Annotated in this window: 13 protein-coding genes; 6 read left to right on the forward strand and 7 right to left on the reverse strand. The window is 66.6% G+C overall.

Annotated elements, in window-relative coordinates; genetic code table 11:
• Window positions 1-421 precede the first annotated feature (421 nt).
• From ACSQ9A_RS17445 to ACSQ9A_RS17455, 3 genes are read right to left on the reverse strand one after another with little or no spacing between them, the layout of a single operon-like run.
• On the reverse strand, window positions 422-841 hold the full coding sequence (locus tag ACSQ9A_RS17445; protein ID WP_436304560.1) for a hypothetical protein: 420 nt from the start codon (window positions 839-841) through the stop codon (window positions 422-424).
• Window positions 792-10103, reverse strand: coding sequence for a two-partner secretion domain-containing protein (locus tag ACSQ9A_RS17450; RefSeq protein WP_436304561.1), 9312 nt, complete (start codon window positions 10101-10103; stop codon window positions 792-794). The genes ACSQ9A_RS17445 and ACSQ9A_RS17450 overlap by 50 nt, the downstream gene beginning before the upstream one ends.
• Before the next feature lie 18 nt (window positions 10104-10121).
• Window positions 10122-11813, reverse strand: a complete 1692-nt coding sequence (locus ACSQ9A_RS17455) for a ShlB/FhaC/HecB family hemolysin secretion/activation protein (RefSeq protein ID WP_436304562.1) — start codon at window positions 11811-11813, stop codon at window positions 10122-10124.
• 554 nt (window positions 11814-12367) lie between these two features.
• On the opposite strand from ACSQ9A_RS17455, the gene ACSQ9A_RS17460 reads away from it, so the two are divergent.
• On the forward strand, window positions 12368-14476 hold the full coding sequence (locus ACSQ9A_RS17460) for a TonB-dependent siderophore receptor (RefSeq protein WP_436306314.1): 2109 nt from the start codon (window positions 12368-12370) through the stop codon (window positions 14474-14476).
• A 17-nt stretch (window positions 14477-14493) separates the two neighbouring features.
• Here the strand turns inward: ACSQ9A_RS17460 and ACSQ9A_RS17465 are convergent, their stop codons facing one another.
• Complete coding sequence (locus tag ACSQ9A_RS17465; RefSeq protein ID WP_436304563.1) at window positions 14494-15297, reverse strand: IclR family transcriptional regulator; 804 nt, start codon at window positions 15295-15297, stop codon at window positions 14494-14496.
• 178 nt (window positions 15298-15475) lie between these two features.
• On the opposite strand from ACSQ9A_RS17465, the gene ACSQ9A_RS17470 reads away from it, so the two are divergent.
• From ACSQ9A_RS17470 to ACSQ9A_RS17485, 4 genes are read left to right on the forward strand one after another with little or no spacing between them, the layout of a single operon-like run.
• On the forward strand, window positions 15476-16243 hold the full coding sequence (locus ACSQ9A_RS17470; RefSeq protein ID WP_436304564.1) for an ABC transporter substrate-binding protein: 768 nt from the start codon (window positions 15476-15478) through the stop codon (window positions 16241-16243).
• Entirely contained in the window at window positions 16243-16908 is a 666-nt protein-coding gene (ehuD, locus tag ACSQ9A_RS17475) for an ectoine/hydroxyectoine ABC transporter permease subunit EhuD (protein WP_244503894.1), read from the forward strand. Before ACSQ9A_RS17470 ends, ehuD begins: the two co-directional genes overlap by 1 nt.
• Complete coding sequence (locus tag ACSQ9A_RS17480; RefSeq protein ID WP_436294495.1) at window positions 16905-17660, forward strand: amino acid ABC transporter ATP-binding protein; 756 nt, start codon at window positions 16905-16907, stop codon at window positions 17658-17660. The genes ehuD and ACSQ9A_RS17480 overlap by 4 nt, the downstream gene beginning before the upstream one ends.
• Window positions 17657-18955: an NAD(P)/FAD-dependent oxidoreductase gene (locus ACSQ9A_RS17485; protein WP_436304565.1), complete on the forward strand. Its 1299-nt coding sequence runs from the start codon at window positions 17657-17659 to the stop codon at window positions 18953-18955. Before ACSQ9A_RS17480 ends, ACSQ9A_RS17485 begins: the two co-directional genes overlap by 4 nt.
• On the opposite strand, the gene ACSQ9A_RS17490 is transcribed toward ACSQ9A_RS17485, so the two are convergent.
• On the reverse strand, window positions 18952-19902 hold the full coding sequence (locus ACSQ9A_RS17490; RefSeq protein ID WP_436304566.1) for a LysR family transcriptional regulator: 951 nt from the start codon (window positions 19900-19902) through the stop codon (window positions 18952-18954). The genes ACSQ9A_RS17485 and ACSQ9A_RS17490 overlap by 4 nt on opposite strands.
• A gap of 91 nt (window positions 19903-19993) precedes the next feature.
• Between ACSQ9A_RS17490 and ACSQ9A_RS17495 the strand changes: the two genes are divergently transcribed.
• Window positions 19994-21349 carry an aspartate aminotransferase family protein gene (locus ACSQ9A_RS17495; RefSeq protein ID WP_436304567.1) on the forward strand — a complete coding sequence of 452 codons (1356 nt, stop codon included), beginning with the start codon at window positions 19994-19996 and terminating at the stop codon, window positions 21347-21349.
• A gap of 18 nt (window positions 21350-21367) precedes the next feature.
• Here the strand turns inward: ACSQ9A_RS17495 and ACSQ9A_RS17500 are convergent, their stop codons facing one another.
• Both ACSQ9A_RS17500 and ACSQ9A_RS17505 read right to left on the reverse strand, forming a co-directional pair.
• Complete coding sequence (locus ACSQ9A_RS17500; protein ID WP_436304568.1) at window positions 21368-23536, reverse strand: alpha/beta hydrolase domain-containing protein; 2169 nt, start codon at window positions 23534-23536, stop codon at window positions 21368-21370.
• Between the two features lie 36 nt (window positions 23537-23572).
• A complete protein-coding gene (locus ACSQ9A_RS17505; RefSeq protein ID WP_436304569.1) occupies window positions 23573-24538 on the reverse strand; it encodes a Bug family tripartite tricarboxylate transporter substrate binding protein in 966 nt (321 codons plus the stop codon).
• Window positions 24539-24550 lie beyond the last annotated feature (12 nt).

Here is a 24550-nt window from a genome sequence, read left to right on the forward strand (position 1 = left end):
CAAGGCTTGGCCCAATGCCTCAGGGGATGACGTACCCGTTCCCATGGTCACAATAAAGCTTTGCTCTGTGGCAGATCGAACTCCCATTTCCTGAGCTATCCGACTTGCACACATTTGCCCACAGGTCGTCTCGTGCCGCTGATGTGCGAGCTCCGGCATCCACGGTGGCTTGCTGTGCGTTGACGTCGCGCCCCGCCTTCAGGACGGTGGTGCCATCGGTCGCGATGGTGGTTCCAAGTTCGCGCGAGGCGTTCGCGTACCGTGTGCCGTGTGCCGTGGCCGTGGCCGTGGCCGTGTGCCGTGTGCCGTGTGCCGTGTGCCGTGTGCCGTGTGCCGCAGTGCCAGGCCAGGCTGGAATCAGAACGGTTGTTGATCTTATCGATCTACTGACCGGCAGCATTCAACGACTCACTGTATTGGTTCAAGTTGGAGCAGCCGGCGTTTCCCATGGCTTGGGTGTTGGATAGCCCAAGAATTCATCGAGCAAGATGAGATTTCTTATAACACCGCCAGTGGTGGCTTCAATGGCAAAACGTTCTGCGTCTTTAAATGACCAGAAGGCTGAAGGGTCGAAGTAGTGGGGACCGATCGCAAGTTCCACTCCACCAACCCATCCGCCCCGATCTTGTCCGTAGCCGTATCGAATTACATGTTTTCTATCAATCAGAAAATGTGTGTAATGCCATCCCCATTCACCATCTTCGGTGTACAAGAAATTTCGAGCTTCTCTGCCCCCGTTTCTCTCGTAGTAATTCCTGATGGTCTCATCGAGTAAATTATGGCTTTGCAGATCATTTTTTAATTGCACGGAAAAGTCCTCCTGTTGCTGATTGAATTTCATATCCAGAGCTCAACAGATGATTGTACTCCTGAAGGGTGAAGGAGCCAGATCTCGCCAATGCAGGATTGGAGGTAAATACAAAATTCTTCCCCTGCGCAATTTGCTGATCCAAAAATGTCCTGTTGATATTCCACATCTGTTCGACCCCCAACTGCCCCTGCACAGCACTCCAATCCGACATGGAAAAATACGTCGAGCCGCGTGCCTGCGCCACTGCTTCATAGGAGTCGGGGCTGCCAGCAATGTATCTTCCGAGAACGACCTCCGAGGCGCCAGCGTTGTGAGTGGAGCTCACCGCCGCCTGGTTGAAGGTTTTCTGGATGAGTTCCGGCGCGGCTCCATCCCGATAGAGATTGTTGAGTTGTCTGGCTACGGCGGCAGGCGGCGCGCTCAAGGCATCCGCCACCACAATAGGCCCGCTGCCCTGTCCCCCGATGGCCGAGATGATCTTCAGTCCGCCACGCACCAGGCCATAGGCGATGAGCACGGCGTCATCTGGTCCGAAGCCCGGCTGCAATCCTTGCGCCTTGGTTTGGGCATTGACCCATGCCTGCTTGAGCACCGCATCGTCGCAGGCATATGGGCTGCCAGTGTTGCAGCCCAGGGCGGTGAGTTCGTTGTTGATGAATTGCGCCACCTTGGCACAGTCGGTGGTGCAGTTTTGGGCCAATTCGCTCACGCGCTGGTCGCGTTGCTGATCAAGACGATCGAGTGCGGCGACTTGGCCGCAAGCGTCTGTGTTTCTCGCGTAGCATGCATCGCGCGCTTGGGCCCGCGCCACCTGTTCAGGGTGACTTAGGTAGTTATTGGCCGCCGCGTTGCTGCCGGCTTGGCTGGCAAGGTTGATCTGCGCCGCATCGGCACCCGTGAGAGCCGCGGCAATTCCGCTCACCATGGCCGCGAACTGCACCGTGTCAGCCCGACGACCATAGGTCTCAGCCGCCATCTCACCGATCGCCGCACCGAGCGCCCCTGCACCGCAGCCACTCGCACTGTCAGCTCTCGCGGCTCCCACCGCGCACCCCGCGATCGCGTGCGCCACCTTGTTGGTGAAGTCGTCCAGTCGTGCGCCCCCAATTGCAAACGCCGCCTGCGCAGCAACGGTGTCTAGGATCGCCCCCTTGAGGCCCTCCTTCAGGTTCTCCTCGAGGCTGCCGCCATTGATGGCCGTCCCGACCACGGCTCGCGCCGCACCAGCGGTGAGGTTCTGGCCCAGCTGGGTCATGAAGCCTTGCGCGCCACCGCCGGCCGTCGGCAATCCGGTCGGGTTGAGGTCCAGCCCGCCCAGCACGCCGCCCGTGACGATGGCCGTCAGCAGGTTCTTGACGCTCGAGCTCGATCCCAGATCGTGCAGCGCCCCGCCGAGATCGCCCTGGTTGTTGATCAACGCCACCGCCGCCTGGCCAGCCAGCGCCGTGACGCCGGCGGTGACCGCACCGCCCACTGCGCTGGAGATCGTGGCACCGGTCGTAGCGCTCACGAAGGTGCTTCCCGTCGTCAGCACAACACCCTCACCCGCACCCACCGCTGCCGCCTCGCCTGCGGCGGTGCCGGCTCCCGAAGCTGCTCCGGCGGTGAAGTACGCCACCACTAAGGTCACGATGGCCGCGCCCTCGGGTGTGAGCCCCTGCTGCTCATGGTTCCAGTTCTTGTGCGCCTCCTCGACCTTGACCCAGTCGATCTTGCCGCTGAGCTTCGGATCGTTGTTGAGCTGCTCCACCCAGCCCATGCCAGGCTGCTTGGCGAGCTGTTCGAGACTGTCCCTCGCCCCGATTCCCGCCTGCACATGGTTGGCGTTGACCGCCAGCTTGCCGGTGTTGAACTGGTTGTAGTTGGTGGTCTGGTCCTGGGTACCCTTGTCCTTCGTCTTCTGGTAGCCGAGGTCGCGCCCCTGGCTGGTTTCGCTCTGGCTGTGCTCGGTGGTCTGCGTGCCCATGAGCAGGGTGTCGGCGTTGAGCGTGAGGGCGCCCGACGCATTCACCGTGGTGCCGAACATGGCGAGCGTGTCGGCCGCCGTGATTGTCACGTTGGCGCCGTTGAGCGTGGTGCGCGTGAGCGTGCTGTCCTGGATGTCGGTGGTGATGGTCCGCTTGGCGTTGATGCCGGTGCTGGGGTCGTGCCAGATGAACTGGTTGGCTGTCAGGCCCTTGCCGCTGGTGCTGCTGGTGCCGGTGACTGAACTGGTGTTGGTGGCAGCCTGGATGTAGACCTGGCCGCCGTTGATGACGATGTCCTTGGCGGCATCGACCTGGACGCCCACCATGTTCACGGTGCCGCCCTGCAGCAGCACGCCACCCTGGCTGCTGGTGATGGTGCTGGCCGAAGCGGTGTCGGATTGCAGCTCGATGCCTGTGGTGCTCCCCTTGGAGAAGGGCAAGACGGGGGTGATCGGCGCGCCCACCGCCATCCCCAGCAAGCCGCTCACGCCGCTGGTCTTGCGGTCCTGTTCGGCCGAGGAATAAGTCGTGTTGCGCCCCTCGACGATGCTGAGGTTCCGGCCGGCATCGATCATCACACCCTGCGTGCCGCTGACGTGCGAGCCCTCGATATAGATGTCGTTCTTGGCGCCGATCGCGACCATGCCGCCGGAGAAACTGCTGCCGATGCTGGTGCTGTTGGCGAACTCGCTGCTCAGCTTGTTGTCGGTGCTGCGCGTCAGGCCCTTGTCCGTCCACTGCGCAGAGAAGCTGCCGGAGGTTTGGGCCTGTCCCGATGCGATGTTGATGTCGCGCCCGGCCTGCACGCTCAAGAGGCCCTTGCCGGCATCCACGGTGGCTTGACGCGCGTTGACGTCGCGGACTGCGTTCAGGATCGTCGTGCCATCGGTGACAATGGTCGTTCCGAGCTCGCGCGAGGAGGACGCGGCCATCGAGTTGTTGCTGCCGATCCCCTTGCCCACGATCGCGCTGGACTCGCGCACCGTGCTCAGGTTGATGTCGTTCTTCGCGGTGATCGAGGTGTAGCCGCCCGGCCCCTTGTTCTCGAGGATGGCACCGATCAGGTTCACGTCATGGCCCGCACTGGCCACCAGCGTGCCACCGGGGTTGGTCACATACAGGCCCGCCACGCGATCGATGCTGGTGTTGCTGTTCAGGCCGACAGTGTTGGTGGTGGTCGTTGTGCGGACATTGATGTCGCGTCCGGCTTTGAGCGACAAGCTGTCGCGCGCATCGATCGTGCCGCCGATGTTGTTCAGATCGTTGACGGCTTCCAGCGCGACATTGCCGCCGCTGATGCGCCCGCCCAGGTTGTTGATGGTGTCGGCGTTGATGCTTACCAGGGTGCGGCCGGCGATGGTGCCGGTGTTGGTCACGTCACCGCTGCTCTTGATCTTGACGGCGTCGGCACTGAGCAGTGCGCCTGAGCCGTCGATGTCTCCCGGGCGTATGCGCACGTAGACCTGCGGCACCAGTACCTGCTGCGTGCTGCCGTCGGGCAGGGTGACGGTCTGCTCGACCAGCCAGACGATGTCGCTGGTGAGCTGCGCCATCTGCTCGGCCGTAAGCGCGATGCCGGGGCGCAGGCCGTATTCCTTGGCGAAGGTGGCCCCCGCATTCATCAGCGCGGTGTACTGGTCCTCGTCGTTGTAGAAGCCGTCGAGGTAGCGGTAGCCGGTGAGCTGAGCGACCTGCTCGCGGATGAGCTTCTGCTCATAGAAGCCGTCGCCCAGACGCTTCTGGATGGTGTCGGGGTCCAGGCCCAGCTTGTCGAGCAGGTAGCCGCTGCCAAGCCAATTGCGATAGTTGGCGAAGCGCGGATCGGTTTCGATCAAGTAGCCGCCGAGGCCGCCATGAATGGCGAACAGGCTTGCGGTGGGGATGGAGGTGTTCGGGGTGCTGGTGCGCACCACCATCGGTATGGCCTGGCTGGCGCCGATGCGGCTGGCGGCGCCTGCACCGCCAGCCGCATCGGCGCCGGTGCCCGAGGTCTTGACGACGCCGCCGACGTTGGCCGGAACTTCGACGATGGCGCCGAGGCGCGTGCCACCGTTCACGCTGCCGGTTCCGCCCGCCGTGCCACCCACGGCCACGCCGGTCGCCGACGCGGGCGCAGCACCGCTGGTTGCAAGGTAGTTGGACTCGTATCTGAAGCTGCCGACGTCGACTGTGCCGCTCGACGTGTTCGGGCCCAGCACGGTGAAGTTGTTGGGGCCCGTCCCTGGCTTGCTGGCCATGTAGCCGGTGACGAGCGTGGTGACGGTGGCGGTCCTGGTGCCTTGCGTGGCCTCGTTCTTGGCGCCGGGGGCATTGATGGTGCCGCCGGCGAGCACCTGGCTGTCGCGGTTGTGGAGGAAGCCGTTGATGTCGATGTTGCCACCGGCCACCATGCGCGCCGGATCGGTGTGCGTGGCGTAGTCGGTGGTTGCGTCGGTGGTGTCGTCCCAGATGCCCCACCCCGAGCCCACGACGACGACGGAGCCGTCGGCGTTGCGATGGAACACAAAGCGGCTGGCGTCGTCGCCCCAGGTGTCGCTGCGGTCCCAGAACTTGCCGTCCATGGTGGCAAGGCGGGAGGTGGTCGAATGCGTGACCTGCTGCCCCAGCTGGAGGTGAATGTCCCAGTTGTTGATGGCACCCATGGCGATGGCCATGCTGCCCAGCGATTCGAGGGTGGCGCTGTGGTTGTTGAGCGTGGCGCCCTGGCCCGTGGCATAGCGGTTGGCGTCCAGGGCGCCACCGATGAACATGTCGCCGGCACTGAAGATCAGCGCATGCTCGCGGTTGTTGATGGTGTTGGCCCCGATATCGAGACTTGAACGCGCGGCGATGGTGCCCGCTTTGGTCACGCCATTGACGGTCTCGGCGTCGTTGTTGAGCGTGCCGGCGGCGATAGAGATTGCATCGCCGTAGATGCGGCCCGTGCCGATGTTGTTGAGCGTGCCGGCATCGATCTGCGTGTTGCCCCTGCTGTCGATCAGTCCGCGGTTGGTCAAGGTGCCGGCAGCGTTGACGATCGTGTTCAGGCCCGACATCTCCGCATTGGCGGTGTTCTCGACGTTGTTGCCGCCGACGGTGAGCGTCTCGCCTGCGAGCAGCTTGCCGTTGTTGGTGAAGTCGCCGCTGGTGGTGTAGGTCAGGTTGCCGTTGGCGGCCACCTCGGCGTTGTTCACGATGTTCTGCGTCAGGGCAATGCTCAGGTCCTTGCCCGAGACGGCCTGGCCATCGCCGCTGAACCTGGCGGCATCGATCTTGAGGCTCTTGTCCGCCACCAGCGTGCCGTTGGTGTTGACCAGATTGAGCGTCTTGGCCGCATTCGAATCCTTGATCGCCAGCGTGTCGCCGGCGGAGATCAGGCCAGTGGTGTTGTCGACGCCGCCGCCGCTGGTGACGGTCGTGTTCACATCGGCGCGGATGGCTCCCGAGGTGTTGATCAGCGCACCGGTGTTGATGGCCACGCTCTTGCCCTCGATGCCCTGCTCGGTGCCCTGCGTGCTGGCGTTCGCCAGCGTGCCCGCATTCAGCGTTGTCGTCGCGAGCGAGCGGATCAGGCTGGCGGTGTTGTCGATGGCGCCGGCATCGATGCGCAGGTCGCCCATGGCCTGCGTCTGGCCGTCGCGGTTGTCGTAGCCGGCGCCGTTGGTGTTGATGATCACCGCGTCCTGGCCGAGCACCAGGCCGCCGGCGGCATTGGTGAAGGACTGAGTGCTGGCGCTCAGCGCATTCTTCGCACCTATGAAGCCGGCCGTGTTGTTCACGGCGCCGGTGCTCAACGTCAGGGTGTCGCCGCTGGTGATGCCGCCCTGCTTGTTGTCGTAGCTTGCGCCTGCGGTGTTGATGAGCGCCTGGCCGTTGGTGTCGATGCGCATCGCAGCGCCGGACTGGATCAGGCCGGCGGTGTTGGTGAGCACGCCCGATTTCAGGTCGACGCTCTGCGTCGCAGCCAGCGTGCCCTGCGTGTTGTTCAGCGCATTGCCGCGGGTGTCGACCGAAAGGCTGTTGCCGCCCACTTTGCCGCCGATGTTCACGAGCCCGCCGTTGGCCAGCACGACGTTGCCGCCGGCTTGCAGCTTGCCGGTGGTGTTGTCGGTGATGCCTGCGGTGGTGACGCGCAGGTCGCCGTTGACCGCCGCGGCGGTGCCGCGTGTGTTGTCGAGGCTGGCGGATTCGACGGTGGTGTTGCCGTTGGCAGCCAGGGTACCGTCGACGTTGGTCAGGGTACCGGCGACGGTCGCGCTGAGATCGCCGACTGCCGTGATGCGCCCTTCGGCGTTGTTGTTCAGGCTGCCGGCTTGGATGGTCGTGCTGCCGCCGGCGCCGATCTCGCCTTTGCTGCTGTTGTCCAGCATGCCGCCGACGGTGAGGCCGAGGTTCGAAGTCTCGGCCACGCGGATCGTGCCGGCCTGGTTGCTCAGGCTCCCCGCAGCAACGATGGTGTTGCCGTTGCTGGCGATGGTACCGGCGTTGTTGTTCAAGGCACCGACCACGGTAATGCGCGTATTCCCGGACTCGCCCTGGACGATCTTGCCGCTCTGGTTGCTCAAGGCACCGGCATCGATGGTGATCTGCTTGGCGTAGGTGCTGCCGCCGTCCTGGTTGAAGGCGCCCGCAAGGTTGACGACCAGCGCCCCGTTGCCGGTGATCTGGCCGTCGGCGCCGCTGTTGTAGCTGCCGCCGGCGATGGTCAGCGTGCCGCTGCCCGCGTGCTCGATCTTGCCGCCGGTGTTGGTGAAGCTCGCGGCCGAGAGGCTCAGGTCCTGGCCGTTGGTGGCGATGCGGCCTTGGGTGTTGTCGATGGCGCCCGAGGTGGCGATGGTGGTTGCGCCGGTGCCGGTCTGCACGATCTCGCCGCCGTTCGTATTGGCGATGTTCGACGCGCGGATGTCGAGCTGGCCCGCATTGAGGATGCCTGCGTCGTTGACCAGCGTCTGGCCAGGTTGTGCATTCGCCGCGACGCTCAGCGTGCCCGGCGAGAGGACCGTCGCACCGCTCGTGCTGACATTGCCCTGAGTGGCGGTCAGCGCGATGTTCGCCGCGCTGGTGGTGCTGGATGACAGGTCCATGCTCGCGCCCTGCAGCACGGCATCGCCCGCGGCAAGCTGGGTGCCTGTGGCCACCAGCGCGCCGGTGGTCGTCACGCGCAGATCGCCGGTGCTGCCGAGCTTGCCATCGGCCTGGATGCCGGCGCCCAATACCGCCTGTCCTGAGCTTGTCGAAGGGCTTTGCAGGCTGCCGGTAGTGATCGCAGTGTTGCGCCCGGCCGTGATGCTGCCGTCGTTGACGAGTGCATCGGCCACATCGATCGTGGTGTCGTTGCTGCCGCGCAAACTGCCGCTGTTGCTCAGGCTCCCCGCCTGGACCGACAGGTCCGTGGCCGCGCCGATCGTGCCCTCGGCATTGAGCACCTGGTTCGCCACCGTGAGCCGGGTGCCGGCGGTGGCCGACTGGATGCTGCCCTTGCTGTTGGTAAGCGACTGCGCGCCGAGGGCGACGCCCTGGTTGGCCAGCAGAGTGCCGGCGGTGTTGTTGACGGCGCCCGCGACGCTCCCCGTCAAGCTACCCGCAGCGGAGACGGTGCCGCGCGTGTTGTCGAGCGAGCCGCCGGCGCTCAAGCTCGCATCGCCATTGCTCTCGAGCTTGCCGTCCTGGTTGACCAGATCGCCGGTGGCGACGATGTTCAGGCTGCCTGCGCGCAGGCTCCCGCCGGTGTTGTCGAAGCGCTCGACATTGGCGCTGAAGCTGTTGCTGACGTTGACGCTGCCGCCCACGTTGCTGAAGCTCGGGCCGCTCGCGGCCAGGCTCGTCGTGGTGAGCGCGCCGCCGTTGTTGTTGACCTGCGGCGTCTGCAGCGCGATCGGGCCGCCCGCATAGATGCGCCCGCCATCGTTGAGGATGGAACCCGCGGCGGTAATGCTGCCGGGTGCGGGAGGCACGTAGGGTTGCGAAGGGGCTGTGCCGCCGCCGGTGGCGGTGCCGCCCCCATCGCCCGTGGTCGGCGTGCCGGGGACCGTGGTGCCGCCGGTGCCTGTTCCGCCTGTGCCCGCGCCGGGGCTGGGTTGCGAAGGCGCTTCGGGAATCGGCTCCGCGCCGATCACGCCGCCCGCGGTGTTGCTCAGGCTCGGCCCCGCCACCGTCAGGCCGACGCCGCTGGTCTGGCGGATGGTGCCGCCGCGGTTGTCGATATCGCCGCCTGCGCTCGCAAGTTCGACCCTCGGGCCTTCGAGGGTGCCGCCCGCGTTGCCGAGCGTGCCCTGCGTGGCGATCTTGAGTTCGCCGCCGCTGGCGATGCGGCCGCTGTTGGCCAGGCTGTCGGCGTATAGGTTGGCACCGGCCGTGGCCTGCAGGGTGCCGATGTTCTCCAGCCGCCCGGCCGCGGTGACGACGAGCTGACCGGCACCGGCCAGCGTGCCCGCGCCGTTCGCGGCCTGAATGGTGCCGGCATTGCGCGCACCGAGCCCGGCCTCGGTGCCGATCAGGGTGATCTTGCCGGCGTACATGCCGCCGAGCTGCGCGACGTCGAGCGCAAAGGTCGGCGTGGCGCCGGTCCCTGCGGTCGGGCTGATCTGCCCGTGATCGGCCGAGACCTGGTTGGCCCCGGTCACCACCTTGAGCTCGTTGGCCCAGAGGCCGGCGTTGACCTGCACGGCGCGCGCGAGGATCGCCGCGTAGTCAGTGCGGCTCAAATCGAGCCCGGCCCCATCGATGCTGATGGTGCCGCCGCGCACCACATAACTGTCGAGCCCGCCCTGCGCATTGAGCTGCGGCGTGCCGGTCGTGAGCGTCGCGCGGCTGGCGTTGACGAACCCGCCGCCGTCGACGGCGATGCCCGCCGGGTTGGCGATGATCACCTCGGCCCGCTGGCCGCCGACCTCCACGTAGCCGCGCAGTTGCGTCGGGTTGCCGCTCGTGATCTCGTTGAGGATGATGCGCGCGGGCCCTGTCGCGAGGTAGGGATTGCCTTGAACGAAGCCGCCGAGCTGCGTCTGCACATCGGTGCGGCTGTTGTTCAAGATGACGCCGTTGCGCTGAACGTCGAACTGGTTGAAGAGGTTGCGCGAGACGCCCGCCGCGGATGGCGTCTGGATGTTGACCAGGGGCACGCCGTTGGGTGCCACCAGCACCGTGGGCCGCAGGTTGGGCGCCACGCCCGGCGCACCGACGATCTGCGCCGGCGCCGGTGCAACGGCAAGCAGGCCAGCGAGGGCAGTCGCCACGACAGCCGAGGTCGCCCCCGTGGCCTTGCCCGCGCTCATGGCCGTTTCCTGCACGGCCATGCACATGCCGCGCGCGGCGCTAAAGACGATGCGGTGAAGGTGCTTGTTCATTCTTTTTACCTTGCGTGCTCAGAAACTGAAGTTCAGGTTGAATCCCCCGCTCGTCTTGGCCGTGCGATAGCCCTCGGGCTTGCTGATCGGCGCGCCGACGAAGAGGTCGTAGTTCAGGCCCTTCAGAGCGCCGCGCAGCCCGATCACGCCGCCGCTCAGGTGCCGCCCCGCCAACTGCTCGGTGGACAGGCCGCCCACGCGCCCGTAGTCGATGCCCAGGTAGAGCTCGGCGCCGCTCGCACCCAACGCCCAGCCGATGTCGTTGCGCAGCAGCCAGCCGCGCTCGCCCATCAGGCTCGATTCGCCGTCGAAGCCGCGCACGGTGTAGCGCCCGCCGATCGAGAAGCGGTCCTGCGGCGTGAGCGGCGTGCGGTTCCACTGGCCGCGCCACAGACCCGTGTAGCGCAGCTTCTGCGCGCCGAGCTCGAAGGGCGCGTTCAAGCCCAGTTCGGCAGTGACGAGCCTGAAGCGCGAGGTGCCTTCGCCGAAGGCTTCTTCGGGCGCCGGCAGCGCGCCGAAGGCACCGGTGCCGCGGCGGTACGCAAGGTTGGCGTCGAGCGTGGCCTGGCCGATGAACTCGCGGTGCGCGAGGCCCAGCTCCCAGCCGCCGGTCACGCGCCGCTGCACCTCGATCTCGGTGTCGTTGATGAAGTTGCGCGCACTGCGCCTGAAGCCGCGCAGGCCGAGCGTGGTCTTGCGGCGCTGGTCGCGGTAGATCAGGCGCGAGAGCTTGAGCTCGGCATTGCCCGACTCGCCGGCATAGACGTAGTCCTGGTCGGCGCCCTGCACGGTCTGGTGGTAGCGGTTGCGCGAAGCGGTGGCGCCGAAGAGCCAGTAGCCGTAGGGCACCGAGTAGTGCACGGTCTGCCCGCTGGTGCCCTGGCCGCTGTGGTTGAAGGCGTCGTGGTTCGCGCTGACGTAGAAGAGGTCGTTGAGTCCGAGCGGGTTGTCCCACGCGACGGTGGCGCCGGCCTGGGTCTTGCCGGTGGCCTTGGTGCCGCCGTCGTCCAGGCTGAGCGTGGTGCGCAGCGGGAAGCGCTGGCTGTACTTGACGACCAGGTCGCTGTCGCCGGGGCGCGCGCCGGCGGCCTTGGAGGGCTCGATCTGGATGTCGGCCTCGGCGGTCGGTGCGCGCTTGAGGTTTTCCAGGCCCTGCTCGATGTCGCGCAGGTTGAGCAGCTCGCCGGGGCGTGCAGGGATGGCGCTCGCGAGGCTGGTGCGCGCATCGCTGCCTTCAGCAAAGCGGATGGCGGCGATGCGCCCGGGGATCAGCGTGAGCGTCAGCGTGCCCTGGCTCAGGTCCTGCGGCGCCGCGAGCACGCGGGTGGTGACGTAGCCGCGCGCGACGGCGGCCTGCTGCAGCCGGGTCAGGACGATGTTGACGCCCTCGGTGCCGAGGCAGCGGCCCAGCGGGTCGTCGCTGCCGTCTTCACCGGCAGCGGACGAGAGGAGGCCCTGGAAGTCTTCGGCGAGCTCGCCGTCGAGCACGATGCGCTCGATACGAAAGCACGGGCTTTCGTCCTTGGCCAGGCGCCGGGTTTCGGGCGGCGCTGCGGGCTGCAGGCGGCTGTCGACCGCGCGTTCCTGCTGCTGGCGCAGCGCGCGTTCGCGCTCCTGCTGGCGCTGTTCTTCGACGAAGGGATTGGGCGCCGATGGCAGCGGCGCCGTCTGCGCTTGCGCCACTGCCGCCGCGGTGCCCAGCACCGTCATCGTCCAGGCATGGCGCCGCAAAAAAACGGCGCGCGTTTTCTCATGAGCCTGTGGCCCTCGACCTCCCCTGAATACCATCGCTGGCCCCGACACCTTCTTCTTGTTGAGGCGCGCATTCTGGCGGCCATGGTCGAGGCTTCAAGCTGCGTGGCAAGAATCTGCGCGCTTTCGTGACCGAATGCGCAGCGGCGGGATCCCGCGTGAAAGTTCGCTTAAGCCGTTCGTGTTATTGAACCAAGACTCCGCTCAGGGTCCGCCGCTTCGCGAAATGGTTGGTTCGCGAACGGCTATGCGAGCCCCGCGAGCCGCGTTGAAGACGATGTGATGGAAATTCTTGTTCATTCTCATGGCGTGCCTTGCCGAGGGCTCACTCACGAATTCCCATTCCATATCGAGCGATCGGCTCCAAGATTTCTCCTAAATGTGAATGATAATGATTTCTATTTGTACTACTGAGATAGAAATTGTTGAACGTCAGACTCACACCCATTGCCACAGCCAAAACCCACCGGTCGCCAAAATCTGCCTCTGCACCCCCTTTCAAGCGCTCGACGCTGAGTCTGCACACCGGCGCGACGCTGCTCGTTCTATGGGCCGCCGCCCAGGGCGGCCGCGCCGAGGCGCAAGAGCCCACGAGCGAACAAAAAGCGCTGCCGGTCGTGACCGTGACCGCGTCGCAGGACGACACGTCCCAGCACCTCGATACGAAGGTAAGCAGCGGCGCCCTCGGCGCGCGGACGCAACTTGAAACGCCCTTCTCCACCACTGTGGTCAGGAACGATGACCTGGCGGAACGCCAGGTATCGAAGCTGGGCGACGTGTTCGCCCTCGACGCCTCGGTCTCCGACAACAGCGGCGCCTACAGCAGTTGGGCCAGCTACATCACGGTCCGGGGCCTGCCGCTGGATTGGCAGAACGCCTATCGGATCGACGGCAAGCCCTTCCTCAGCTATGCCATCACCCTGCCCTACGAGCACTTCGAGCAGATCGAATTGCTCAAGGGCTCGTCCGGCTTCATGTACGGCTTCGGATCGCCGGGCGGCATCGTGAACTACGTGTCCAAGAGGCCGACCGATCGGCCGGTGAGGAGCATCGAGGTCGGCTACAAGTCCGACAGCGTGTGGAGCGAGCACGTCGACCTCGGCGGGCGCTTCGGCGCCGACGACCGCTTCGGCTACCGGCTCAACGCCACGCACGAGGAAGGCAAGACCTTCAACGACGGCGGCATCCGCCGCGATTCCGTGTCGCTGGCGCTCGATGCCAGGCTGACGCGCGACCTGAGCTGGAATTTCGACGCGCTGTACCAGAAGCGCAACTCCACGGACCAGACCCCGTCGATCTTCACCGGCAGCTATGTCGGGGCACAGCTGCCCACCGCAATCCGAGGCGACAACCAGCGCCTCGTGGGGCCCGGACAGCACCTCGACACCGATCTGAAGCTCTACTCGACCGGGCTCCAGTACAAGCTGTCACCCGATTGGACGCTGAGCACCAGCTACAGCCACAGCACGGCCACACGCAGTCGCAACGAGGGCATCGCCTACCTGCTGGATCCGAGCGGCAACTACAACGACTTCCGCTCCGACAGCAGCGAGGGCCATCGCTTCGACCAATGGCAGGCGATGGCGCAAGGCGTGTTGCGCACGGGTGCCATCGAACACCAGCTAACCCTGGGCGCGTCCTGGCAGAAGCAGACCAACGACTACAGCAGCAACAGCGTCTACCAGCAGATCGGCACCGGCAACCTCCATACACAGAACACCAACGGCTATGCCAGCGTGACCGACTTCTCGGTCTACCGCGACAGCGACATCACGCAGCGCGCGATCTTCGCCAGCGACACCGTGAAGCTGTCGGACCAGTGGTCCGCGCTGCTTGGCCTGCGCAGCACCAACTACGAGCAGAACAGCTACAGCATCGCCGGCGCCAGGTCTTCGCAATACACCAAGAGCGGCGTGGTGACGCCCACGCTGGCGCTGATGTTCAAGCCGGCGCCGGACACGACGCTCTATACCAGCTATGTCGAATCCCTCGAGCAAGGCGCTTCGGTGGGCATCACCTATGCCAACTACCGTGACCTCCTGAATCCGCTCAAGAGCAAGCAGTACGAACTGGGCATCAAGACCCAGCGCGAACGCTGGAGCGCCACGGCCGCCCTGTTCCGCATCGAACGCGGAGCCGAATACGCGAACAGCCAGAACGTCCTCGTGCAAGACGGGCAGTCCATCTACCAAGGCCTCGAACTGGGCGCCTCCACCCGCCTGGGATCGCAATGGCAGCTCGGCGGCAACCTGATGTTCCTCGACACCTCCTACCAGCGCGGCAGCGACTTTGTCGGCAACCGCGTGGCGGGTGCGCCGAACTTCGTGGCGACGGCGCAGCTGTCCTATGCGGTGCCGCAGGTGCCGGGTCTCAAGCTGTCGGCAGACGCGAAGTACACGGGCGGCACCATGCTCAACGCCTCGAACCAGCTGAAACTCGCCGGCTACACGGTCGCGAACATCGGCGCGAGCTACGCGACACGCATTGGCGGCCACGACACGACCTTCCGGGTGGCGGTCAACAACCTGACCAACAAGCGCTACTGGGAATACCAGTATGCGAACTACATCAAGCCCGGTGACCCGCGCACCCTCAGCTTGAGCGCCAAGCTGGATTTCTAGGCGTAGTGGCGGGGGGCTCAGCCGATGCCCCGCACCGACCCCGTCAGCGACCGCGCGCATTGCAGCAGCGTCGGGCCGAGCTTGCGCACGGCGTCATCCATCGTCCAGCGGCTCGTGGGCGCCACCACATGCACGGCCGCCACGGGCCGGCCGTTGCTGCCCAGCACGGGCGCCGCCACGGTCATGTCGCCGAGGAAGAGCTCCTCGCTGTTGGTGGCGAAACCCTGCAGCCTCGCCTGGCGCAGCGCCTCCAGGATGTCCTCGACCGCGGTGCGGGTGTGGATGGTGTGGGCCACGCGATCCGAGGCCTCGATCAGCGCCAGCGCCTCGCTCTCCGGAAGCGCGCTCAGGTAGGCGCGCCCGGAGGCCGTGCAGAACATCGGGATCCGACTGCCGATCGGCATGTGGACGGGCACGAACTGCGCGCTGACGAAGCGGGCGACGTAGACCATGTCGAGCCCGTCCGGCTCCGTGAGGTTGGAGGTTTCCGTGGTGACCTTGGTCAGCTCCGACAGGAAGGGGTTGGCCAGGTCGATCAGCGGATCGGCCGCCAGGTAGTTGAAGCCTATTTCCATCACGCGCGGCGTGAGCTGGTAGCGCCGCGTCTGGGGATGCTTGCGCACATAGCCCAGCCGCTCCAGCGTGAAGACCATGCGCTGCGCCGAACTCTTGTTGATGTCCGTGGCTGCGGCCACTTCCGCCAGCGTCATGGTGCGCCGCCGTGCACTGAAGGCGCGCAGGACCGCCAGCCCTTTTTCCAGCGACTGGTTGAAAAGCAGGCTGCTGCTGTCGTCGGGGGCGGATTTCAGTGGGGCGTCCATCGCAGAAGAGTATAGCGACCCCATTCGAAAGAATCGACTATCGATTCATATGATTCGACTAGTGGTTTTCATCAATTGATATGAGGTTCTTAAGAATCGAATATTGGCACGCATGTTGCATCGCATGAAGGCCGGGCTGTTCCGGCCCGCCCATTTGCATCTTCCTCAAGGAGTCCACATGAATCCCTTCGTTCGCCGCTTTCATCGCTTTGCCGCGGGTCTGTTCGCTGCAGGTGTCGTTTCGCTCGCCTGCGCCCAGGGCGCCTCGCCGACCTACAACGTGGGCGCCACGGCCACCGGCGTGCCCTTCACCTTCCTGGACGTGAAGACCAACACCATCCAGGGGATGATGGTGGACACCGTCACCGCCGTCGGCAAGGCGGGCGGCTTCGGGGTCAACGTGCAGCAGACGGTGTTCTCGGCGCTCATTCCCTCGCTCACCTCGAACAAGATCGACATCGTCTCGGCGGCCATGCTGAAGACGGCCGCGCGCCAGCAGGTGGTGGACTTCAGCGATCCGGTCTATTCCTATGGCGAAGGCCTGATCGTCAAGAGCGAGGACACGCGGGCCTATACCTCGCTGGACGAGCTCAAGGGCGAGGTGGTCGGCGCGCAGGTCGGCACGGTCTTCATCGACATGCTCACCAAGAAGGGCATCTTCAAGGAGGTGCGCAGCTACGACTCGGTGGCCGACATGACGCGCGATCTCGCGCTGGGGCGCATCAAGGCGGGCCTGGGCGACCAGCCCATCATCGCCTACCAGCTGCGGCAGAACACCTTCACCGGCGTGAAGCTGGTGGACAGCTACAAGCCGGTCAACGTCGGCGACGTGTGCCTGGTGGTGCGCAAGGGCGACACCGAGACGCTGGCCCGGATCAACAAGGCCATCGCGGCGATCAAGGCTGACGGCACCTTGCAGAAGATCGTGCAGAAGTGGGGCATCTAGTGCCCGCGTCCTTCCTCCAGCACGCCCGCGACTTCCTCCCGATCCTGCTGCAGGGCGCGGTCGTCACGGTGCAGGTGACCGTCCTCTCCTTTCTGCTCAGCAGCGTGCTCGGCCTGGCGCTGGCGCTGATGAAACTGTCGCCGGTGCGCGCCCTGTCCTGGACCGGAACGGCGGTGATCAACCTGATCCGCGGCCTGCCGATCATCGTGCAGCTCTTCTACATCTACTTCGTGCTGCCCGAGTTCGGCGTGCAGCTCACGGCCTTCCAGGCCGGCGTGATCGGGCTGGGCATCGCCTACTCGGCCTACCAGGCCGAGAACTTCCGCGGCGGCATCGAGGCCGTCGACGCGGGCCAGCGCGAGGCCGCGCAGGCCATGGGCATGCGCTCCGCGATGATCATGCGCCGCGTGATCCTGCCGCAGGCCTTTCGCATCGCGCTGCCGCCCTACGGCAACACGCTGGTCATGATGCTCAAGGACTCCTCGCTGGTCTCCACCATCACTGTGGCCGAGATGACGCGCGCCGGCCAGCTGATCGCGTCCTCGACCTTCCAGAACATGACGGTCTACACGCTGGTCGCCCTACTCTACCTGATCATGAGCCTGCCGCTGGTCTACGGCCTTCGCCGGCTGGAGCGCCGTCTCGGCGCCGGGAGGAAAGCATGATCCGCGTCACCGAACTGGAGAAGCGCTTCGGCCAGCACCGCGTGCTGCAGGGCGTCAGCCTGCACGTCGATGCCGGCGAGGTGGTGTGCCTGATCGGCCCCTCGGGCTCGGGCAAGTCCACGGTGCTTCGCTGCATCAACGGGCTGGAGTCGTACGAAGGCGGAGAGGTGCGCGCCTTCGGCGAACGCGTCGACCGCGGCAGCAAGAACATCCACAAATTGCGCAGCCGCATGGGCATGGTGTTCCAGCGCTTCAACCTGTTCCCGCACCGCACGGTGCTGCAGAACGTGATGGAAGGCCCGGTCTACGTCCTGCGCGAAAACCCCGCGCAGGCGCGCAACGAGGCGATGGCGCTCCTGGCCAAGGTCGGGCTGGCCGAGAAGGCGCAGGCCTACCCGGCCCAGCTCTCGGGCGGCCAGCAGCAGCGCGTGGCGATCGCCCGCGCGCTGGCGATGAAGCCCGAAGCCATGCTGTTCGACGAGCCCACCTCGGCGCTCGATCCGGAACTGGTCGGCGACGTGCTCGCCGTGATGCGCGCGCTCGCGGGCGAAGGCATGACGATGATCGTGGTCACGCACGAGATGGGCTTCGCGCGCGAGGTGGCGGACCGCGTCTGCTTCCTGCACAGCGGCAGCATCGTCGAGGAAGGCCCGGCGGCGCAGGTGCTGGGCGCGCCGCGGCAGCCGCGCACGCAGGACTTCCTGCGGCGCGTGCTGCACCCGTCGGCCGCACCCGCGGAGGTTTTGCAGTGACGGACAACCGGTTCGCATCGGGCCAACAGCTTCCACCTTCGCTCTGGGCCGCCACCGCGCCAGCCGCGCCGCCGACGCCGCGGCTCACGGAATCGCACAAGACCGACGTGCTCGTCGTCGGCGGCGGCTTCACCGGCCTGTCGACGGCGCTGCACTTGGCCGAGGCCGGCGCGCAGGTTTGCGTGCTCGAAAGCCATGAGCCGGGCTGGGGCGCCTCCGGGCGCAACGGCGGGCAGGTCAACCCGACGCTCAAGCACGATCCCGACGACCTGGTGCGTCTGTATGGCGTCGAGCGCGCGGAGCCCTTGATCGACGCCGTGTCACGATCGGCCGACCTCGTGTTCGAGCTGATCGCACGTCACGGCATCGACTGCCAGCCGGTGCGCAGCGGCTGGGTGCAGGCCGCGTACTCTGAGCGGGCGGTGGCCGGCCTGCACGCCCGTGCCGCGCAGTGGTCACGGCGCGGCGTGACAACGGAGCTGCTGGACCGCGCCGGCGTCGCCGCCCGCCTCGGCACCGAAGCCTTTGCCGGCGGCTGGCTCGACGGACGCGCCGGGGGCATCCAGCCGCTGGCCTATACGCGCGGCCTGGTGCGCGCCGCCCAAAGTCTGGGCGCGGCGGTGCACGGCGAAACGCAGGTGACGGGGCTCGAGCGCCGCGGCGCGCTCTGGCATGCGAGCACGTCGACGGGCGCCACCGTCACAGCCGACCAGGTGGTGCTGGCGACCAACGGCTACACGGGCCCGCTGTGGCCCGGCCTCGCGCGCACCATCCTGGCCGCGAACAGCTTCATCGTCGCCACGCAGCCGATCGAAGGTGCTGCCGCCGACAAGATCCTCCCGCGCGGCGAAACGGCATCGACCTCGCAGCGCCTGCTGCTTTACTTCCGCAAGGATGCGCAGGGGCGGCTCCTGATGGGCGGGCGCGGCCACTTCGCCGATCCGCGCGGGCCGCAGGATTTCGCGCACCTGGAGCGCTCGCTCGAGCTGCTCTTTCCCCAGCTGGGGCCGCTGCGCTACGAGTACCGCTGGGCCGGCCGCATCGCGGTCACGCGCGACTTCATGCCGCACGTGCACACGCCGGCGCCGGGCGTCACGATGGCGCTCGGCTACAGCGGGCGCGGCATTGCGCTGGCGACCAGCATGGGCCGGCATCTGGCCGCGCGCCTGACCGGCGACAGCAGCAGCTTCCCCTACCCGGTGACGCCGATGCAGGCCATACCGCTGCACGGCCTCCAGCGCTTCTACGTGGCGGCAGGCGTCGCCTGGTACAGCCTGCTGGACCGGCTCTCCTAGGGCGCGTGCGCCGCCGCGAGGCAGGCCTGGAAGGCCAGCACCGCGCGCGAAGGCTTGGGCGAGCGCCGCAGCACGCTGACGAAGCGGCAGCTGTAGTTGAAACGCGCCGGCAGCACGGCCTTCATGAGGCCGCGCTGCTCGAAGGCCTGCGCATAGTGATCGGGCAGGAAGCCGAGAAAGCGCCCCGAGAGAATCAAGGTCGCGATCGCCTCCTGGTCGAAGCCGGTGGCCTTGCGCGTGAGCTTCGCGCGATGGCTGAGCTGCATGTTGGGCGAGTGGTAGCCGAGCCCGGCGAAGTGATGCTCGCGCAGCCGCGCCCAGTTCAGCTTCGCGTGGCTGCTGTCGAAGAGCGGATGCCCCGCGCCGCAGTACAGCAGCATGGTCTCGTCGAACAGATCCGCGTAGACCAGGCTCTTCGACGTACGGTGCGCCGGAATGATGCCGATCTGGAACTTGCCCTCCAGCACGCCCTGCTCGATGGCGTTGATGGACCCCACGTGCACGCTCAGGCTCACCTCGGGCGCGAGCTGCGTGAAGCGGGCGATGGCCTCGCTGATGCGCGCCTGCGGGTTGCTCGCCGTCTTGTCGAACAGCGCCACCTCGAGTTGCCCGCCCATGCGGTTGTGGATGTCGTCGATGCTGCCGCGGAAGGCGTCGACCGAGGCCAAGAGGCGCAGGGTCTCGTCGTAGACGCGCTGGCCCTCGGCGGTGAGCGAGAAGCCGGCCCGCCCGCGCCGGCACAGCACCAGGCCGAGCCGGGTTTCGAGATCCTTCACATGCCGGCTCACGGTGGAGGTGCCGATGTTGAGCTCCAGCTCGGCGGCCGCCATGCCGCCGCACTCGACCACGCTCTTGAACACCTTGAGCAGGCGCAGGTCCATGTCGCTCAGCTGGCCGAGCACGGCGCGGCTCCTGGCGGCGCTTTCGCGCGGCGGTTTTACTTGCATGGATCGTCAAGTGAAGATTGATATTGCGCCATTCTCCACACTGAAGGCCGTGCGAACAATCGACGCATTCCCATCACCTCCGGAAGCGCCCATGAGCACCGCATCGACCGCCCTCGAACCGAACCCTGCCCTGCGCACCGACGCCGCCTGGCTCGACGCGCACTGGATGCCCTATACCGGCAACCGCAACTTCAAGGCCGACCCGCGCATGATCGTGGAGGCCACGGGCGCCTATTTCACCGACGGCGACGGCCGCAAGATCTTCGACGGCCTCTCGGGCCTGTGGTGTTCGGGCCTGGGCCACGGCCGCCCCGAGATCACCGAGGCCGTGAGCCGCCAGATCGCCAAGCTCGACTACGCGCCGGCCTTCCAGCATGGCCACCCGCTCTCCTTCGAACTCGCCAACAAGCTCAAGGAACTCACGCCCGCCGGGCTCGACTACGTGTTCTTCACCGGCTCGGGTTCCGAGGCCGCGGACACCTCGCTCAAGATGGCGCGCGCCTACTGGCGCACCAAGGGCCTCGCCGGCAAGACGCGGCTGATCGGCCGCGAGAAGGGCTACCACGGCGTCAACTTCGGCGGCATCTCGGTCGGCGGCATCGGTGCCAACCGCAAGCTCTTCGGCCAGGGCGTGGAGGCGGATCATCTGCCGCACACGCAGCTCGCATCCAACGCCTTCTCGCGCGGCATGCCCGAACACGGCGCCGAACTGGCCGAGCGCCTGCTCGATCTGATCGCGCTGCACGATGCATCGAACATCGCGGCCGTGATCGTCGAGCCCTTCGCGGGCTCGGCCGGCGTGGTGATCCCGCCGCGCGGCTACCTGCAGCGGCTGCGCGAGATCTGCACCGCCCACAACATCCTCTTGATCTTCGACGAGGTCATCACCGGCTTCGGCCGCTGCGGCGCGCTCACCGGCGCGGATGCCTTCGGCGTGGTGCCGGACATCATGAACGTGGCCAAGCAGGTCACCAACGGCGCACAGCCACTGGGCGCGGTGATTGCGAGCAAGGAGATCTACGACACCTTCATGGCGGCCGGCGGCCCCGACTACATGCTCGAGTTCCCGCACGGCTACACCTACTCGGCGCATCCGGTCGCCTGCGCCGCCGGCATCGCCGCGCTCGACGTTCTGCAGAAGGAAGACATGCCCGGCCGCGCGAAGGCGCTGGCGCCGCATTTCGAGAACGCCGTGCACAGCCTCAAGGGCAGCAAGCACGTGGCCGACATCCGCAACTTCGGGCTGGCTGCCGGCCTCACGATCGCCCCCCTGCCCGGCGAGCCGGGACGCCGCCCCTACGAGATCGCGATGAACTGCTGGAAGAAGGGCTTCTACGTGCGCTACGGCGGCGACACCATCCAGCTCGCGCCGCCCTTCATCGCCGAGAAGGCCGAGATCGACCGCCTGGTCAATGCGCTGGGCGACGCGCTCGCGGAGACCGCCTGATCCGGCCGCGCGCTTCGCTCAAGGCAGCACCACGGTGCTTTGAGCCCGCGCGATTCTCCGGTCCGCGTCGCGCTGCAACAGGAAGCGCTGGGCCACCAGGCTGTTGGCCGCGCCGGTCACCGCGGTCACGAAGCCGGCCTGGTTGCCATAGAGCGATTCGATCGATGGCCGCGTGTCGCCGGCCGCGATGCGCGCCGCTTCGGTCTTGTGGAAGGGGATGAAGCTGCCCGACAGGTTCACCAGATCGACGATGCCCGGCGTGGCCACGTAGTTGAACTCGAGGCTGGTGCCCAGCGGCGCCTGCACGTCGACGTTGCGGATGCCGGCCTTGGTGAGGCCGGTGCCCGGATCGACCTGCGGTACCAGGATCGCGTAGTCCTTGCCCATGTATGAGGGTGGAACCACCGTCGGGATGCCGGACTCGTCCTGCGGCCTGTACTGCGGGCCGTAGTCGAGCAGCGGAAAGCCGTTGTAGCGCGCCAGATAGTTGAAGGCCGGAATCGCCGTCGGCGCGCCGCCGCCCGCGAGCGGCCAGGTGGCGCCCGCGATGGTCGGGAACACCAGCTGGTCGGGCCGCACCAGCGTGCCGTCGGCGAGCTTCGGCACCTGGCTCGCGGGCGGGGCGAGATTCTTGACGACCCAATCCTCCAAGTCGATGAACAAGGCGCGGAAGGTATCGGCGTGGTCCGTCATCGACCCGATCGGATACACCGCCGAGGTCGGACTGAAATTGATTCCGCTCGCCAGGCTTCCCGTGCCGCTGCCGTGCTGCGTGCTCGCGTAGTAGTAGATGCGCGCATTCGCTGGTTGGACGAGGTCCGAGGCACCCAGGGCATCGGTCAACACCGGCGAGCCTTGCAATTGCCAGAACTCCGTGCCCGACAGGCCGAGGAAGAATTTCGGACAGGTGGCGGTCTCGGTGCAGCGCTTCATCACGCCGCCCGTGCGGCCCGAGATCGCGTCGGCGTAGTCGGCCGCCAGTGCGCGCGGCGCGGTCTGGCCGAAGGCACGGTGATCGGTGCGCAAGCCTCCGCCGCCGCCCGGCACCGCGAAACGCGTGTTGATGTTGGTCTGGCGCGCCGCGACATGGGCGTAGATGCCCTCGAAGACCTGCCCGCCGTCGAGCCGCTGATTGAAACCCAGGTGCAGGAAGGTCTTCATCGCATTGCCCGATTGCGAGGTGCCCTGCCCGATCGCATGGCGGATCTTGCCGGCGATCGGATTCGGGGTGCCGGCCGAATCGGCTTGCTGGCTCCTGAAGAAGGCGATCGTGTCGCGCAGCGCCGCGAGGCCGACACCCATCACCTTGGGATCCTTCGCGACGTACTGGAGCTCGTAAAGCGTGTTCGGCTGAAAGCCGCCCTTCAGACAGATGCGCGCGGGATCCGCCGTGCCCGGGAACGGGTTGTCCGTGGCGTTGCAGCTCGCGAACTTCCAGTCCGCGGCGGGGATCGCAATGCGCGGGTCGGTCTCGTTCACGCGGCGCGTCAGCAGATAGCCGGGCTGCGTGTTGTCGAGGCTCGCGGGCGCATACGCAATCATCGTGCCGTTGAAGACGCCGCCCGGCAGGCTGAGCGAAGGCGCGGCGGCCGAGGTCAGCAGCTCGGTGGCGTACGGCCCCGTGATCGACGAACCGTCCTTGTTCTTCGCGACCGGCACCGTGACCGTCAAGCGCTGCGGCGAGCTCTTCGGAACGTCGCCTTGCCAGGCCGAGAACATCCACACGTAGCCGCGCTCGAAGAACACCGCATCGCTGGGATTCGCCGCGAGATTCGGCATCGTCAGGATGTTGCCGCGGTTCGGCGCGTCGTAGCGCAGCACGCCGCTGGCCTTGCTCATGTCCTTCGGCTTGAGCATCACGAAATCGGCGCTGTACTCGACCATGCCGCGCGCATTGACCGGCGCGAGATCGAGGTCCTGGATCACGGCATTCTTCGGGTCCTTCGGATCGACTTCGCCGCTGATCGTGCCGGTCAGCTGTTCGTAGGCGCCGACGCTGCCGAAGCTGCCCGGCATGTCGGTGGTGGCGCTGATCGTCAGCTTCATCTGCGCCGCCGCGGGTGCGGACGCAGGGGGCGCAACGATGCCGCCACCACCACCGCCGCCGCCACCGCAGGCCAGCGTCATCAGTGCCGCAAGCGCGGCTGCGCACAGGACGCGGCAGCGTCCATTGATTCTCATCTGCATTTTTGTCTCCTCGGCTGCCTCTTCGGACAGCGACGCTTACTCGGCCTCGATGCCCGCCGCCTTGACGATGCGCCCCCACTTCTGCGATTCGCCGTGCTGGAACTTCGCGAGCTCCTCGGGCGAGGTGGTGAACACTTCGGTACCGCTCGGCTCGTAGAACGCGGTCTTCGCAGCCTCGCTCTTCGCCGCCTTGACCAGCAGTTCGTTGAGCCGCTTGACCACCGCCGGCGACGTCTTCGCGGGCGCATAGGCCGCGAACCAGTAGCCCATCTCGTAGCCCTTGACGCCGGCTTCCGCGATGGTCGGCACCTCCGGTGCCAGCGGCGAGCGCTGGGCGCCCGAGACGCCGAGCGCGCGCAGCTTGCCGGCCTTGACCTGCGGCAGGCCGGTCGCGGTGTCGGTGATCATCATGTCGATCTGGCCGCCCAAGAGGTCGGTCACCGCGAGCGGGTTGCTCTTGTAGGGCACATGCAGCAGCTTGATGCCGGCCAACTGCTGCAGCAGTTCGCCGGCCATGCGGCTCGAGGAGCTGCCGCTGCCGAAGCTCAGCTTGCCGGGCTCCTTCTTCGCGAGCGCGACGAACTCGGCCACCGTCTTGGCCGGCGAGTTCGGATTCACCACCATGATCTGGCCGCCCTTGCCCAAAGCGGCGATCGGGCTGAAGTCCTTCACCGGGTCGTAGGGCAGCTTCTTGAACAGGTGCTCGTTGGCGGCGTGCGTGGTGTTGGTGGTGATCAGCACCGTGTAGCCGTCGGGCAGCGCTTTCGCAACCTGCTGCGAGGCGATGAAGCCGCTGGCGCCGGCCTTGTTGTCGATCACCACCGGTTGCTTGGTTTCCGCCGTCACGCCATTGCCGAGCGCACGCGCGATCTGGTCGGTCGCGCTGCCTGCGGCAAAAGGCACGACGAAGCTGATGGGCTTGTCGGGGTAGGTCTGCGCCGCTGCGGCGCCGGCGCCCAGCAGCGCGGCGAAGGCCAGCGCGAGGGGTCGAATGCGAATCATGGTGATGTCTCC

Origin of the sequence: Variovorax sp. LjRoot290, assembly GCF_964253985.1 — a bacterium.
Lineage (GTDB): Bacteria > Pseudomonadota > Gammaproteobacteria > Burkholderiales > Burkholderiaceae_C > Variovorax.